This window comes from Paenibacillus sp. QJM3NY_38 (assembly GCF_056173265.1).
In genome coordinates this window covers 4533827-4549609 of record NZ_CM149665.1, presented here as the reverse complement: position 1 = coordinate 4549609, position 15783 = coordinate 4533827, and the positions used below count along the sequence as shown (strand labels likewise).

At 48.0% G+C, this 15783-nt stretch carries 19 protein-coding genes; 6 read left to right on the top strand and 13 right to left on the bottom strand.

What is annotated here, in order from left to right; all coding sequences use genetic code 11:
• Positions 1-49 precede the first annotated feature (49 nt).
• From AC0VZ8_RS20940 to AC0VZ8_RS20905, 8 genes are all read right to left on the bottom strand, one after another.
• Positions 50-661, bottom strand: a complete 612-nt coding sequence (locus AC0VZ8_RS20940; protein ID WP_475484287.1) for a DUF6080 domain-containing protein — start codon at positions 659-661, stop codon at positions 50-52.
• Between the two features lie 34 nt (positions 662-695).
• Positions 696-1325, bottom strand: a complete 630-nt coding sequence (locus AC0VZ8_RS20935) for a hypothetical protein (RefSeq protein WP_475484286.1) — start codon at positions 1323-1325, stop codon at positions 696-698.
• 63 nt (positions 1326-1388) lie between these two features.
• A complete protein-coding gene (locus AC0VZ8_RS20930) occupies positions 1389-1709 on the bottom strand; it encodes an EamA family transporter (protein WP_071220192.1) in 321 nt (106 codons plus the stop codon).
• On the bottom strand, positions 1699-2040 hold the full coding sequence (locus AC0VZ8_RS20925) for an EamA family transporter (protein ID WP_475484285.1): 342 nt from the start codon (positions 2038-2040) through the stop codon (positions 1699-1701). Before AC0VZ8_RS20925 ends, AC0VZ8_RS20930 begins: the two co-directional genes overlap by 11 nt.
• Positions 2028-2660, bottom strand: coding sequence for an HAD family hydrolase (locus tag AC0VZ8_RS20920; RefSeq protein ID WP_475484284.1), 633 nt, complete (start codon positions 2658-2660; stop codon positions 2028-2030). The genes AC0VZ8_RS20925 and AC0VZ8_RS20920 overlap by 13 nt, the downstream gene beginning before the upstream one ends.
• Positions 2661-2689: 29 nt before the next feature.
• On the bottom strand, positions 2690-3595 hold the full coding sequence (locus AC0VZ8_RS20915; RefSeq protein WP_071220195.1) for a decaprenyl-phosphate phosphoribosyltransferase: 906 nt from the start codon (positions 3593-3595) through the stop codon (positions 2690-2692).
• A gap of 221 nt (positions 3596-3816) precedes the next feature.
• Positions 3817-4260, bottom strand: a complete 444-nt coding sequence (locus tag AC0VZ8_RS20910) for a DUF441 domain-containing protein (RefSeq protein WP_071220196.1) — start codon at positions 4258-4260, stop codon at positions 3817-3819.
• 128 nt (positions 4261-4388) lie between these two features.
• Positions 4389-5366 (bottom strand): YpdA family putative bacillithiol disulfide reductase, encoded by a 978-nt coding sequence (locus tag AC0VZ8_RS20905; RefSeq protein ID WP_071220197.1) that lies wholly within the window; start codon positions 5364-5366, stop codon positions 4389-4391.
• Positions 5367-5583: 217 nt separating this feature from the next.
• Between AC0VZ8_RS20905 and AC0VZ8_RS20900 the strand changes: the two genes are divergently transcribed.
• Complete coding sequence (locus tag AC0VZ8_RS20900; RefSeq protein ID WP_475484283.1) at positions 5584-5889, top strand: DUF2087 domain-containing protein; 306 nt, start codon at positions 5584-5586, stop codon at positions 5887-5889.
• Between the two features lie 96 nt (positions 5890-5985).
• On the opposite strand, the gene AC0VZ8_RS20895 is transcribed toward AC0VZ8_RS20900, so the two are convergent.
• The 5 genes from AC0VZ8_RS20895 to AC0VZ8_RS20875 form a co-directional block, all read right to left on the bottom strand.
• Positions 5986-6612, bottom strand: a complete 627-nt coding sequence (locus AC0VZ8_RS20895) for an FMN-dependent NADH-azoreductase (protein WP_475484282.1) — start codon at positions 6610-6612, stop codon at positions 5986-5988.
• 78 nt (positions 6613-6690) lie between these two features.
• Positions 6691-7539, bottom strand: a complete 849-nt coding sequence (locus AC0VZ8_RS20890; protein WP_475484281.1) for a DUF4097 family beta strand repeat-containing protein — start codon at positions 7537-7539, stop codon at positions 6691-6693.
• Positions 7536-8096 carry a DUF1700 domain-containing protein gene (locus tag AC0VZ8_RS20885; RefSeq protein WP_071220201.1) on the bottom strand — a complete coding sequence of 187 codons (561 nt, stop codon included), beginning with the start codon at positions 8094-8096 and terminating at the stop codon, positions 7536-7538. The genes AC0VZ8_RS20890 and AC0VZ8_RS20885 overlap by 4 nt, the downstream gene beginning before the upstream one ends.
• The gene (locus AC0VZ8_RS20880) at positions 8089-8418 is read right to left on the bottom strand and encodes a PadR family transcriptional regulator (RefSeq protein WP_071220202.1); all 330 of its coding nucleotides are present in this window, start codon (positions 8416-8418) and stop codon (positions 8089-8091) included. Before AC0VZ8_RS20880 ends, AC0VZ8_RS20885 begins: the two co-directional genes overlap by 8 nt.
• 440 nt (positions 8419-8858) lie before the next feature.
• Complete coding sequence (locus AC0VZ8_RS20875; RefSeq protein ID WP_006211206.1) at positions 8859-9098, bottom strand: hypothetical protein; 240 nt, start codon at positions 9096-9098, stop codon at positions 8859-8861.
• Positions 9099-9463: 365 nt separating this feature from the next.
• Here AC0VZ8_RS20875 and AC0VZ8_RS20870 point away from each other — a divergent pair, with 365 nt between their 5' ends.
• The 5 genes from AC0VZ8_RS20870 (at position 9464) to AC0VZ8_RS20850 (ending at position 15650) form a co-directional block, all read left to right on the top strand.
• A complete protein-coding gene (locus AC0VZ8_RS20870) occupies positions 9464-9775 on the top strand; it encodes a hypothetical protein (protein ID WP_071220203.1) in 312 nt (103 codons plus the stop codon).
• Between the two features lie 89 nt (positions 9776-9864).
• Entirely contained in the window at positions 9865-13854 is a 3990-nt protein-coding gene (gene essC / locus AC0VZ8_RS20865; RefSeq protein WP_475484280.1) for a type VII secretion protein EssC, read from the top strand.
• A 16-nt stretch (positions 13855-13870) separates the two neighbouring features.
• Positions 13871-14677: a hypothetical protein gene (locus tag AC0VZ8_RS20860; RefSeq protein WP_260065259.1), complete on the top strand. Its 807-nt coding sequence runs from the start codon at positions 13871-13873 to the stop codon at positions 14675-14677.
• Between the two features lie 27 nt (positions 14678-14704).
• Positions 14705-15217: a WXG100 family type VII secretion target gene (locus AC0VZ8_RS20855; RefSeq protein WP_475484279.1), complete on the top strand. Its 513-nt coding sequence runs from the start codon at positions 14705-14707 to the stop codon at positions 15215-15217.
• A 157-nt stretch (positions 15218-15374) separates the two neighbouring features.
• Entirely contained in the window at positions 15375-15650 is a 276-nt protein-coding gene (locus tag AC0VZ8_RS20850) for a WXG100 family type VII secretion target (RefSeq protein ID WP_006211202.1), read from the top strand.
• Positions 15651-15783: the final 133 nt, after the last annotated feature.

The following is a 15783-nucleotide window of genomic DNA, read 5'->3' as shown; positions in this document are numbered from 1 at the left end:
GGTGTTGGGCCATGCTTCAGGGAACGGGTCTTTATTTTAGGGTAAAGGCTTATTTCTCGATATTCTTGAACACCGTGTCATAGGTCATCTGAATATACTCAAGCGTCTGTCCGTGCAATACGATATTGTTCACTAAGGTGATCAGCAGGAACAGGATCATGATGCCGGTCAGAGCTTGTTGAATCCGGAGGTTCTTCGTTTTGGCAATAAACAGCGCTGCAAGCACAAACACGGCAAACAGATAATGTCCTGCGTACAAGTACAGATCGTAAGCGTAAGTAGCCAAACCGAACCCAACGATGATGTGCAGCAGAATCGCGAACAGGATATAGATGGCAAATGCCCAGGTATCGCGGGATCGGATGCCCTTAATGAAGGACAGAATCGCGAGAATAAGCATCCCGATCCCGACGATATGGACATGAATCGGATACGGCTTGGCCAAATTCGTCACGAATGCCGCGATCCCCGGATCAATCATGGCAAGCTCCGGCGACAGGATCGGGCTTACAAACAGCATGTAGAAGACCCGGGAATGGTGCTCGAATGAAAAAGGAGAAACATAGCTGAGCGCACCGTTTTGTACGCTTGAAAACACGTTCGCGATCCAGGATTTACCTGAGAACAGCAAGTGTTGAAGCAGGGTTACGATAATCACCATCCCCAGAAAAGCCAGCATAATGAGGATGAAGCGTTTAAAGGCATCCTTCCAGCGTCGATTGAACAGGCTGATCAGGAGCGCACCTGCGAACGTTGCTGCCGAAATTAATCAGGGCCAGGGAGGCATTCGGCATGACGGCATATCGATTCGTAAGCCGGCAATAGTGCAAGTAAGCGGCTGATAAGATGATCATGAACTGCGCATAAGCATAGGAATCCGGTATGAACGCCGTGAACAGCGTATACGAGCTGATACCGAAAAAAGCCGCCGTTACGAAGGACAACAACCAGCCGGCTCCGCTTCTTCGGACGATATAGTAGACCAGCGCAGCGCTTAAGGCATTCAAGACCGATTGAATCAGAAGATAAGGGAGGTTCGCACTCCCGATCATCGTCGTTAACGGACTGGTCAGGAAATTAATGAATGGATGGATGATCGAGATATTCTCCGGTCCATATTCCATGGAAGGATCGAAGTTGAACAGATTCAATGTGAAAGGCGCGCCATAGAACGGGCTGTGCGGCATCAACTCGGCTGCATGATCCTTGATGTAGGTCACGAACGGAAGGTTCATGAAAACATACCATAGGACAATACAGATACTTAGGCCGATCGCCGTGTAATTATCTTTTTTATGTCGGAATAAATAACTGAAAAAAGTCATGTTTTACGCTCCACCAATCTTTCCATTATATATGTACTGTGAATAGGCTTAAGCTGCGTTCGCTTACCAGATCAGCAGAAGCAATCCGGAAATAATGAAAGCGACGCCGGCGATTTTGCGGATCCCGATGGTTTCCTTGAATACCCATTTGGCAAACAACAAGGCCCACAGGAACGTCAGTGCATTGGCAGGCATAACCAGCGTATAGGGAAGCTCCCCTAGAAGGTATATGTTTAACAAGGCTCCCAATCCGTAACTAAGGAAACCGATCAGCAGCAGCTTGATTTGTTTGTTTGCGGTATACCCCTTGAAGAATACGCTCCCCAGCGAGCCAAGCAAAGTCATCAGAAGCAGGAGCAAGTATAGGAATCCGTCATTTTTCATAGGACGTTAATGTCACCCCGATTCCGAGCAGGGCGACGGCTGCCAGCTTTTGCAGGGTTAACGGTTCATCCAGAAAAAAGTCACCATAAAACAGAGCCACAATATAGCTGATGCACATTAGGGGATAGGCAACGGACAGTTTCTCCAATGAAAACGATTTGATCATGAGTATGGCTCCGAGGCCGTAACAGATAAAGCCGATTCCCATGTACAGCAAGTTGTCGTGTCCCCATTTCCAGAACAGCTGGCCGGTAGCCGTCAAAAATGCCGATAAGACCATGAACAGCTTGCCCAAGTGGCGCGGGGCGTTCTGCGCTTTTATCTGTTCCATGTTAATCCCTCGCATCCCTGAGCGGATTTGTGATTGATCAAATACTTGTGTTTGACGAGCCCGAGCATCGGGAGATCGGACAAGGAATCGGAGTAAGCGCAGGAAGCTGCATAGTCAATGGTCAGTTTCCGCTCGTTCAAGTACTGCTGAATCCGGTTCACTTTTTCCTCCCCCTTACAATTGTTCCCTTCGATCATCGACGTAAAGCGTCCGTCCTGTACGGAAAGCTTGGTAGCGATCACCGTGTCGACACAAGGAAGCTCTGCAAAGTATCTCATGTAAGCATCGGGGGACGCCGTTACAAGGAGCACATGATAGCCCTCGCTTTTTTTTCGTTGCATTTCCTTCAGCGCAGCCGGGAAGATCGCAGGTTTCAATTCCGTTTCGTAAAAATGTTTCAGGTCGGCATCATCCATATGGCGCATCGCATGAAAATAAGCGCTCTTTGCTTTTTCAGCTCCCAGAAGACGGAGCTTGTACAGTACGGAGTGAAGCAGGACTTTCAGTATGACGGGGGCCGTGGACGGTTTTTTTCGTATGCCATACTTTAAAAATTGAAACATGGAGTCCGAGTGGATGACCGTTTTGTCGATGTCAAAGATTGCGAATTTCTGATTCATATCATTTCCCTCAATTTACCGATTCTGTATTATTCAAAGTATACCAAAATTCCGATGACGCAGATGACATAAAGGATCACGGTGACCAGGATGTGAGCGTCCTCCAGGAGCACCCGGTCCGGAGCCCCGCCTTTTTTCTCGATGTGAATCAGATAAAGATAGCGGAACATCCCGTAAATAACGAGCGGTATGGTCCACATGAGATGAACGGTTCTGCCGGACGTAAAAGTAAACAGCGAATAACTGATGATGGTTGCTGTGGTGACAATGCTGCTCATCTGATCCAGCAGATCGAACGAATATTGATCGAGCACCTTGCGGTGAGAGCCCTTGTCATGCTGCAGCAGATGAAGCTCATGCCGTCTCTTGCCGATCGCCAGGAAGAGCGATAACAGCATCGTACAGAGAAGAAACCATGGCGTGAACGGGACGTGGATGACCAGTCCGCCTGCGATGGCGCGCAGCACAAACCCGGCCGCGATAATCATGATGTCAATGATGACAACATGCTTCAGCCGGAAGGAATAAGCTACGTTCATGGCAAAATAGAGCACCAATAATACGGTAAACAGCGGATTGAGCAAATAAGATATGACCAGCGAAGCTGTCAGCAGCAGCGCGCCAAATCCAATAGCCAGCTTAGGAGGAAGAGCTCCCGAGGCCATCGGTCGGTATTTTTTCACCGGATGATTGCGATCCGCTTCGCGATCGGCATAATCGTTCACAATGTAGACGCAGCCGGACACGAATGACAACAGAAAAAAACCGATCAGGGTGTCGAAGAGCACGCCGGGATTCACCCCTTCAAAGGAGAAGAGGGGGGCTGCGAATATGAGCAGGTTTTTGGTCCATTGCTTTGGCCTCAGCTGCCTGAAGAGCAGCAAGGGAAGCTGTTTAAGCGGAGCAGCGACCGATTCGGTATTCGTTGAAGACAATGGTGTTACCTCCTGATACTTCATATTTCATAAGGGATTGCGGGAAATAGCGCTAAAACACGATAGCTATCATACCATAAAATAGACTATATATGGTAACGATCCGTTGGTTGCGAAGCTTACATATAGAACAAATAAACCTCCCCAAGCGTTCACGATCCGGCAGGGAGGTTATGTTTCTACTTAATTAATTGTAAAAAAAGAAGGCTGTATTCGTTTCATCATGATTTGCCGATCAGCAGGGACAGCAGACCGGCCGCAATGAGCGGCCCGACGGGTACGCCTCGGAACAGGGCTACCCCAAGCACCGTGCCAACGAGAAGACCCGCAACCACGGTGGGATTGGTTCCCATCAGCGTGGCCCCCCGGCCGCCTAGATATGCGACAAGCATGCCGACGGCGATGGCCAACAGCGATTTCCAGTTCAGGAATGATTCGCCGATCGTTTGCAGACTCATCTTTCCGCTGGCCAGTGGTGACATGACACCTATGGTGAGAATGATAATGCCGAGTGTCAGACCGTATTTCTCCAGCCATGGAAATGCTTGCTGAAAGCCGGTTACGCGGATGAGAAGCAATGCCAGCATCGCAATGGTCACGGCAGAATTGCTGCTGATAATACCAAGTCCCGCCATAGCCAGCAGGATGAGTGAAGTTACGTCCATGGGGAATCACTCCTTATGTTTAAGATATCAGAAAGTTTAGACTACGAAGCGTATGCCTTCCTGATATCGTAAGAAAAACATCATCAAAAAAACCGGTCCGTCCTCTGGGAAAGCACGTTGGTAATCGTTTAAGCGTTCGAGACCAGATGCTCGGCAATCAGACGACCGTGTAGTCTGCCTGTCTCAATGAACACCTCATTGGCGTTGCGGCCGGATGCAATGACGCCTGCGACATAGAGTCCCGGAACGTTGGTCTCCATCGTATCCGGATTATAAAGCGGCTTCTCCATGTCTTCATTCAGTTCAACGCCGGAGGAGGCAAGCAACTTTCGGTCAGGACGGAATCCGGTCAATGCCAGTACAAAATCATTCTCAATGATTGTTTCCTGGCCTTGATTCGAAAGAACGGTAACGGAAGATTCCGCGATTTGTACGACACGCGAGTTCAGGTGAAGCTGGATATGACCTTTTTGCACCATGCTGTCAAACAGAGGACGTACCCAAGGTTTGATGTTTTGTGAAACTTCCTCACCCCGGTATACCATCGTCACCTCGGCTCCGACACGGATAAGCTCCATGGCAGCATCCACGGCGGAATTACTGCCGCCGATGATCGCGGTTTTCATTCCTGCATATGGATGGGCTTCCCGGAAATAATGGGTTACTTTCTCCAAGTCTTCTCCAGGAATGCCAATATAATTCGGATGATCAAAATAACCCGTAGCAATGACTACGTGTTTAGCTTCTCGTATGGACTCTGCACCACCGCGGCGCTGGGTCTTCACCTGAAAGCTCCCGTCGGGCTGCTTGGTTATGGTGAGTGCTTCTTCGTATGGGGAGATTTTCAGATTAAAGTGTCTGGCAACTCTGCGATAATAGGCCAGCGCCTCGTGCCGAAACGGTTTATCATTCGATATGGCGAACGGAACATCTCCGATTTCAAGCATTTCGGCCGTACTGAAAAACTGCATATGTGTTGGATAGAGATAAATGGAATGAACTACATTGTGTTTATCGATGATCTCGCAGCTGAGGCCCTGGTTGCGGCATTCAATAGCAGCTGAGAGACCGCATGGGCCTGCGCCGATAATTAAGACGTCGAGCATGGTGAACCTCCTTATGTATTAACCTTACGTATAGATCAGCATTATAATCCTACAGCAAATAAGAGGATAAATCCAGATTAGGCGGTATGGAGCCTGGCTGAATTGACTTCAAGCAGAAAGAATTTGACAAACACCATTAATTTGATTACCATCTAATTAGATAAATATTAAATTAGATGATTACGAAACTTGTGATTAGGAGGGAGGAAGAAAAAAGATGGAAACGTCTGCTAGCGAAGCTTATAAAACAACCGTTCTCCGGAATTTTATAGCGAAAGACGGAACACTGCGCTCCATTCCGGCCCAGTACAAGAAGAAACTCGTCATATTGGAATACCTGGTTGAGCAGCTTGAAGCGGGGAAGGAATATCCGGAAAAGGATATCAATGCGTTTATCAAGCGTTATTATGCGGATTATGCGACCATTCGGCGGGAATTTATCATTCATCAATATATGAGCCGTGATCATGAAATCTATATACGTAACCCGCGCGAGTTATGGACCCAATGGGAAAAGGTTTAAATGGGATTATCACAAAAAGCCACCTTTCACTGCCTAAGACAGTTGAAGGTGGCTATTGTATATAACGATCCGTGTTATTATTCCGTATAAGTTCGATTAGAAACCGGCAGCAGCCTTTTTAACGAGCTCAAGTCCGTTCTGAACGATCATTTCTGCTTCATTAGGGAATTGGTTGTGGCCTTCAATGATCAGGGTTTCGATATCCTGTACGCCCCATTGACGAAGATTGCCCATCACGAAGTTAACAGCCATCTCAGCCGCAGCCATAGGTCCTTCGGAATAGTTGCCGCCGCGCGCATTCAGGATGACGACTTTTTTGCCAGTCACGAGACCTACAACGCCTTGAGGGGTATATTTGAACGTTTTGCCTGCTTGGTTCAGATAGTCGATATACGTATGAAGAACGGCAGGTACGGTCATGTTCCACAATGGGAAAGCAAGCACGATTTTGTCTGCTGCAAGAAACTGGTCAAGATATTTGCTCACATTCGAAGCAGCCGCCTGCTCTTCCGGTGTAGCTTCCAATCCTTGGGCAGCTTTAAACATGCCGTTGATGGCAGTGCTATCATAATAAGGAAGATTCTCTGCAAATAGGTCAAGCTCCGTGATTTGGTCTTCCGGATGGCTTTCTTTGAAGGACTCCAAAAACACGTGGTACATTTTTACGCTGACCGATTGTTCGATGGCTCTGTTGTTTGCTTTGATGAATAGTACATTAGACATGTATGAAAACACTCCTTGTTGTTAGGTTTACTTTATAAAGTATAGTATATTTCATTTTTATCGTTTGTCAACAACGTCTCAATGTACGATATCGATATTACCGGAGTACGTTTCCACTTGGATGGTATCGGTTGTTTCTTTCAGTGACTCCGGCGCCGAGACGGATCCCGACAGTGTCTTAAGGTCATAGAAACCGCGGAATGACGGGTCAGGCTGTACTTTCACGTTGCCGGATCTGCACAGGATATTAACCGATGAAACGCCAAGCAAACCTGCGTTTACGTTACCGGAGGTGACCTCGATGTCCAAGGGACCTTCCATATTTTTCAGCACGACATTTCCCGAATGATTGACGAGCCGGGTGGATGCCCGAATGTCAGAACCGCGAATACTTCCCGAAATGTTCTCAACGCTTAACTGCTCGGCTTGTATTCCGCTCATGTTAATGCTGCCTGACTTCACGGAGATGTCAACCACCTTGGAGGAAGCTCCGCTTACCTGGATGTTATCGGAGTTGGTCGACAAATCGAGTTCGTCCAGTTGCGTGCTTGATGGAAGCACGATGGTCAGTGTTCCTTTTGGTGAACGAAAGTCCACACTCATCAACTGAAAAGTGGAAGGTGTAGTCAGATCCAATTCCACCTCAGGGCCAGATGGATTAAAGTTTTTAAGAATATCGACATGCTCCGGTTTTAATTTGCCGTCAAACGCGATATATCCGTTCGAATCGCCGCTGTCCTCAAACGCGAAGCTGATATTCATATTGCTGGCAATCGTTAATTTCTTCAAATTTACGGCATCCTGAAGATCCCATCGATTCTGATAGCTGACAAGCTCTTCACCGAATTTAAACTTGTTCGCAGCCATGCCGACGATTCCTACCAATATAAGTGCGATTGCTAAACTGAACAACCATTTTCTGTTCACTGTGCGTCACGTCCCTTCAATAAACGCGTATTCCATCTGGAGTACCTCAAGGTTAACGATAACAACCCAACCATGGCTGAGCGTGTGGCATATCCGAGGAAGATGCCGATTCCGATCAAAGAAATGGATAAGAATAATTTGGCCGGATAAAACGTTCCGTTTACGATATAGTCAAGCAGAACGAGCACCGGGCTCAGCAAGGTTGCCAGGGCACCCAGAGCAATAGCGACGCCTCCGGACCATAATGCCGCAAGGAAGGGGACGGCCACCAATGCACAGAAGAACAAACCGACTCCTACTGCATATTTTCCAAAAGAAGACGGTCTTCGGATCGCTGCGGGAGCAGGCATATCCATATCCACATACCGGTCGCCTAACGCTTCCTTTGCCATTTCAAAAGGATCTCCCAGTTCACGGGCGATTTCCTCTTCAGTTCGTCCATTCTGCATGCCAATGACAAAATGGGACGCCACATCATGAATGAATTCCCGCCGTTCGTCGGGAGGAAGCGCGGCAAGACGCGATTCCAAAATTGCAATAAACTGTTTTTTAGTCATACAAATTTCCTTCCTCTATCAGATTGGTCACATTGCCCACAAAAGCTTGCCATTCCTTTACCAAGGCTCTCATATAAATCACTCCGCTGGGCGTCAGCTTATAATATTTACGGGGCGGACCCTCGGTCGATTCCTGGAGATATGTCGTACAATAGCCTTCATTAACAAGTCGGCGAAGGAGAGGGTACAACGCCCCTTCGGCTACCTCAATATGCCTCGATACCGCTTGAGCCAACTCGTAGCCATACTGGTCCTTGCGATGGATTAACACAAGCACGCAGAGTTCAAGAACGCCTTTTTTGAATTGAATACTAACATTCATACGGCAGATACCTCCTTTCATAAGTCCATGTTCATGCTGTAAACATGAGGTAGTGATTAATATTCAGTAGTGGTCTACAATAAGATATCACTAAGTACTGATTAATGCAAGGTACTGAATATAAAATGGGTTATTACCAGAGCATCGTCGAATCATAAGAAGCTTTGTGGAACGTAAGAAAGTCTCGTTTAATCTTGAAAAGGTGCGGTTAATAGAAGTTATCAGAACATAGGGTCGTTTTTCCAAGATATGAATGGAGGGATGAACAGTATGTCCATCGATCGGTTTATATTAAAAAAATTGGACAGTTGCCAGGAGATCACAACGCGGAGAAATCTCGTAAAATTGTTTCAAATCCGAATTCAGAGAGCGCAGATAGCCGAGGATCGTCATCACGGGTTATAATGGAGTTAAACAAAAAAAGGGCTATCCCTCTTTTTTTAAAAGAGAGATAGCGCAAGAGAGTCGTTTTCGCTTTTGCTGTGAAGAATTGCCTCGGATCCCTCGATTTCAATGCTGATCAGGGAGTTGAGGCATTTTTGCAGCGCCTTTTTGCCGGTTTGAATTTTATGGTCAAGCGCGCTGGTTAGCAGTTTTAATACTTTCTGTACCGGCTGCTTGCTATCCGTTGTAAAGTATACGGGAACCGGCTTATTTTGGAACATGATAAGTGTTTTCATATCAATCACCTCACGAAAGATTTTTCATGATATTTGCATTATAAATTGCCAATCTTAAAATAACCTTAAATTCATAGAATTAATCAGCATCATTTTTCAGAGCGTGACATTTTTGTGAACGGCGTTATTTTACCGACGAAAAACCCGGATTTACCCTATAATCAATATATAAATAGTCCCTCAGGACTAACAAACCCGCATGAAAAATAGGAAATAGGAAATATGACACAAATTGACAGAACTGACCCTGGGATGATATTATTACAATAATGTAACTATTTTTTGTAACTATTGAAATAGGTGATTGGACTTTGCATATGGAATTAACATAAGGATTACCATGTTTGGGAAGGCAGGTTGACTAGATGATACTCACCGTGATCAGCGGTCGAAATGAAGATGATTGGTTTGATATCGACGTACCCGATGAGTGCTCCATTGAACGGTTGAATGAGCTGCTGGGGCTACGTCTTTTTCGTGAACCCTCGGGTGAAGGGATTCAATATATATTAGAAGCAAAGTTCCCGGAGGGCTTGTGGTTTACGGTAGGCGGCCATTCTAACCTTGTTGAAGCGGGACTTAGGGAAGGCTCTTATATTCGTTTGCAACGGGCATTCTCAACAACCACCGAGGAAGCTCCTGTCTATGGCAGAAGATCGTTGTTTCAAGAAAGCTGAGATTGGGTAAGTAACCCATTGGTTTTGAATGAAACAGCCAAATACATAATTGTACATTTCAGATGCTCTGGATTAGGAGGAAGTGACTTATGAACGTGTTGTACCAACGTTCGCCGCGTATTAGACCGGCTTTACCGAATGAAGACATGGAGATTCTGAGACCGCCGTCCGAGCCAAGCAAACCGTCGTTTTCGATGATTGCCATCATTATCCCGATTATTATGACGGCTGCGACGGTTGGTTTCTATGTTTATATGAACGTGAGCGGCAAAATGGGGAATCCCAACTACATGATGTTCCAGATGCTCTCCGTCTTTATGATGCTGACATCCTACACGCTCCCGTTCTTCATGTATTTAAGCAACAAGAAGACCTATCAGAAGAATCTGGCCGAGCGTAATCAGAAGTACCGGGCACAGCTTGATCTGCATCGGGAAGAACTGAAGGAGCGGCAGGAAGATCAGGTACACATTCTGTTTGAAATCCATGGCGATCCGGACGTGTGTTACAACGTCGTGAAGAACCGGAGCAGCAGCTTATGGGAACGCTCCCCGGAAGATAAGGACTTTCTGGAGATTTGCGTCGGCAAGGGAGAGGTTCCGTTTTACATTAACGTAAAGCCTCCCCGCGCGGATGGGTATGACAAGGACCCTTTGATCGAAGCAGCTGAATTGCTGTCTTCCGAATTTCAGTCCGTCGACGACGCATCGATTGCGCTGCCGTTATTCGAATCCAAGGTCATAGGGATCGTAGGCGGAAGGGAGCGCGTATTAAATATGCTGCGCGTAATGATGGCCCAAACGGCGGTGCGGCATTCACCCGATGAAGTGAAGATCGCCGCGTTCTACGAAGAGAAAGAAGCGAGCGAGTGGCAATGGCTGCGCTGGCTCCCACATACGTGGGATGATGATCGATCCAGCCGCTATCTTGCGGATCGACGGAGCAATGCCCATCAGCTTGCCGATGAAATATTTACTCACCTATACCGGCGTAAAAATAATCGCGCCGAGCATGGGAAGAAATCGATTGAGACACCGGCATACGTGGTGATTTTATCCGCTACCCAATTAATCGAGGAAGAACCGCTGCTGCCTCTGTTGATGGAAGATGCCGAAGCGACCGATGCGGTTACCATCATCTTGTCCGACCGCAAGGAAAGCTTGCCGATGCACTGCCAGCTTATTGTTGAGGTTGACCGGGAGCAGGCGGCGTATACGATTAAGAAAGCAGATGGCACGGTCTCCAAGCAAACTTTCCAATCCCATCATATTAGCAGGGAGCAAATTGAAGCCTTGGCCCGATACATGGCGCCGATCCGGCTGAAACGATCCTCTGCGTCGGATATCCCAAGCGTTTTGGCACTCTTCGAGATGATGGATATTCAAAAAATCAACGATTTGGATGTACACAGACGCTGGCAGCAGAACCGATATCCGGATTCATTACCCGTTCCGATGGGGGTCCGGGCGGGCGGAAAGAAGATAAATTTGAATCTTCATGATAAAATAGAGCGTCAAGGTCATGGACCGCACGGTCTGATTGCGGGAACGACCGGTTCCGGGAAAAGTGAGGTTATTCAATCCATTGTTGCCTCCCTGGCATCCGAATTCCACCCTCATGACCTGGCATTTATGCTTATTGATTACAAGGGCGGCGGCATGTCGAACACGTTTGTCAATTTGCCGCACGTTGTAGGAACCATAACGAACCTGGATAACAATCTAATCGAGCGCGCGAAGGTGTCGCTGAAAGCCGAGCTGGTCCGCCGCCAGAAAATATTGAACGATGCGGGAAATCTGCAGCATATCGACGAGTACTACAAGCTGCTGCGCAATCGGCATGGCGAACCGCTTCCGCATCTCGTTATTATCATTGATGAATTTGCACAGCTGAAGAAAGACCAACCGGAATTCATGGATGAATTGATCAGCATTGCCGCTATTGGACGAACACTCGGAGTCCACCTGATTCTTGCGACTCAGAAGCCGGCAGGCGTCGTGGACGATAAAATTTGGAGTAATTCGCGCTTTCGGATCTGCCTTCGGGTACAAAGCGAGGGCGATAGCCGTGATATGCTGAAGATTCCGAATGCAGCCTGGATTAACAAGCCCGGACGAGGCTATTTTCAGGTGGGCAGTGATGAAGTGTTTGAAGAAATGCAATTTGCCTGGAGCGGTGCTCCTTACATTGAAGAGAAGGATACGCCTGGCGCAGTGGTTATTCGCGAGGTGCGAATCAACGGGAAGACGGAGCCTCTGCTTGCATCTAATCCTTCCCTGGGAGCGCATCTGGAGGTACCCAAACAGCTCCAGGTGTTTATCGACCATGTAGCGGAAGTTGCCAAAGAGCAAGGAATCGAACGGCTACAGGGGCCTTGGCTTCCACCGCTTCCGGAGAGCTTGGATCTGGAGAGCATTCAGTCAGAGACCGAGCAGCAGAAGCAGGAGCTGTTCGGCGATTCGGCGCTTGTGTCCTACGTTGGGATGGTTGATGATCTGCCAAACCAATGCCAGAAGCCGTTGATGCTTAATCTCGAGCAAGGCCACTGGGCCGTGTACGGCATGCCCGGACTTGGTAAGACCACCTTTATTCAAACGATGCTGATGTCGTTAGCCAGTCGGTACACCCCGGACTTTTGGCATGGGTATATCGTGGATATGGGCCGAATGATGCGGGACTTTACAGGGCTGCCTCATATCGGAGGAGTCATGACGGCGGAGGAAGAGGATCGCATCAAGCGCCTGTTCCGTTTTCTGACGAAAACGGTGGCGACTCGCAAGGACATGATTGCCGAAGCGGGTGTGAAGACTGTTGCATCCTATCGCCGGGGCAACACAGGACCCGTTCCGCAACTGGTCGTGGTTATTGACGGTTATCTGAATTTCCGGAACTCCTATCCGGATGAGAATGATATGCTTGAATACCTGCTGCGAGAAGGCGGCAGTCTGGGAATAACGTTTGTCATTACGGCGAACCGGATTTCGGATATGTTCGAGAAGGTTCGAAGCAACATTTCGCAAGCAGTGTCGTACGAACTGGCCGATCCTGCTGATTACTACTATGCGGTAGGGCGTCCAACAAGAGCTCCCAGCCAGCTTCCTCCGGGAAGAGGTCTGGTCAAGGGGCAGGTGCCGCCGCTTGAATTTCAGACGGCCTTGCCGGCTTCAGGCCAGGAAGAGGGGGACCGCTCCGCAGCGCTCCGCGATATGATTCGCACTCACCGGGCAGCGTGGCACGGGGAGGAAGCGCCGCGGATTGAGTCACTGCCGGACAAGATTCCGCTTCATCAACTGCTGAAGGTACAAAAGCCTTACGAAACAGCAGGTATGGCGAAATATCGGGTTCCTGTCGGGGTGGCTACGGACGATCTGACTCCTTTTGCTATCAATTTGGAGGATGGGCCGCATTTTATTGTGGCGAGTCCGATGGAAGGCGGTAAAACGTCATTCCTTCTTAGCTGGATGTTATCACTTGCATATCATACATCGCCGGATGAGCTGGAAATCTATACGGTAGATACGCGCTATGGAAGCAGCGGTCTGAGTCGGATGAATCATCTTCCGCATGTCCGTGGACATGCGGAGAATGAGGAAGACCTGGCTCCGCTCATTTCAGGTCTTTATGAACGGGTTCAAACCCGGTCGAAAGACAGTGAAGACCCGACGATCCTGCTTATGATTGATGACGCTGACGTGCTCAGCAAGCAGCTTTCCGATTTCACCTTGAAAGACCAGCTGTCAGCCATCGTCAGACAGGGGAGGGATCGCCGGGTACACGTTATCGTTGCCGGTGTGCCGGCCGATTTCCCGACGTATGGCGTCGATTGGTTTACTGATATCAAGGCTGCACAAAACGGATTTTTATTCGGAACATTGGATTCCAACGATTTATCGTTCTTCAGAATTCCTTTTTCCGAATCTGCTAATAGTCCTGGAGGACTAAAAATACTCCCGCCAGGACAGGGGTACTACGTAAAACGCAAATTTTCCAGAATAAAAGGCGCAGTTCCGTTTGATGACGAATGGAACGCCCAAAGATGGGTCACAGAAATTCGCGACCGATGGCATGTTGTAGTTTGAGGGGAGGTGGCTCATAATGTTGACAATTCATGCTTCCAAACAAGAAACGATCACGCTGAATGACAAGGAATTTTTCTTCTTGGCTGGAATTATCGGATCGGACCGATTACTTGGTGTTGAAGATCCTTTTGTAGGATACTTAACGGAAGAAATCGCGGTTGAGTGGGAGAAAACCAAACAATCGCTCCTAAGCAAGCAATATTTGATTCAAGAGGAAGGCGGGGAATTGTCGATTCCACCCGAGGTCTTCTCAAGAGTGGCTATTGCCGGACTTGCGGAACGTGCGTGCTGGTTGAAATATGAAAATCAGGATTCGGCGTTTGAAGGATATCTGCATGTTACTGACGAACGGGTAATACAAGTATGCAGAAGCGGCGAAGACAACCGTTGTTACCTGCTAAGCGAACTTGGCACGATCGAACAAACCTGCGATCAACTGGTGCAGGATCTGGCCCTAAGCGACCAAAACTGGGGGGATATTCCGGCACTGCTCCTTAGCCGGAAAGAATTCGGAGATATTTACACTTCCGCTTCCGAACAGAACAGCGATGATATCGGCGATCGCTTGGCCAGGTTGACGGATGATGCGGAAGGTTCCATCGCTTTAGCGAAATGTATGAAAAACAAGGTGTCTTCGGGGGAACTCCAGCTGTCGATTTGGAACGGAAACAGCTGGGAAAGTCAAAATGCAGCATTTATAGTGAACGAGTCCATGAATTGGCTGCTGCGTATGAGCCTGGAGGGAGACCAGGACTGGTTAACCGCAGCGCCAGCGACCAAAGAGCAGTTTCGTCATATGCTACTCATGTGGCTGAAACAGTAACAGAGCCTGTATGAAAGGTGAGGACCAATGCGTATTTCTGTCGAGCCGGAGTCTCTCCGGACGTTAAGCCGTCAGCTGCAGCATAGTGGCGATGAATATTTAGCGATTACGAGAACGCTCAACCAAGCTATGGAATCACTCGTTTGGGAGACGTCTCTCAAAGCGGCGGTTATTGATGAGTGGCAGTCTGCCCGGAATCTTGGAGAGCATCTGGGAGCTCTTCTTGCTCAGCTGGGCAAGCATCTTCAAAGCAAAGCCGATCAATTTCAAGAAACGGATCATCAGTACCATACGATTTTGGAGCATGCCATCGTAAGTACAGTATCACCGACGGCTCTGTTTGCCGCTTCCGGCATGGAGGGGCGCTCATCCATATTACCGGAATATGGCAATTCATCGACGGTTATATCGAACCCGAGTTCGGTAGCCGCTGCCGTGGGCATGACCAGTGGAGACAACGGGGATTCGGCTAAACAAGCCGCGTTAGCCGGGCAAAGCTGGACCTTTACCGATCCGTCTTCGTTTGGCATTGCCAACTAAATCCCTATTCCTTTCGGGAAAATCGGGATGGTAAATGTTTCAAATTGGGACGTATAGGGTAACTGGAAATTAGGTCTGAGGACGCTTTGATAAACTGAGGCTCATGGGCTAAGATGTCAAGTGTCACCAGAAAACGAATTTCTAGGAGGTTACATAAATGGCAGGACGTATTTTAATTACGCCAGAACAAGTTGAACAAGTAGCAAACCAATTTAAACAGAGCGGTGATCAAAGTCAGCAAATCGTTAACAGCCTGACTCAATCGATCAACGGCATGGAAGGTCAATGGGATGGTATGACGAAGCAGCGCTTTTTCCAGGAATTCCAGGAAGCAAGCCGCTTGATGAACTCCTTCGTTCAAACGCTTGACAGCATCAGCAATGAGCTGAAAGCGATCGCTCAGAAATTCCGTATGGCTGACGAATCCCGTTAATATCCATTCGGAGACTTTTGCTTTATAATAGTTTAATAGGCAGAATAAACCGGGTGGTAGACAACCCGGTTTTCTTGCAATTTTGGATGTTTAGAATATAACCATGTGGTTAATAGAGTTATATAGTTAGGTA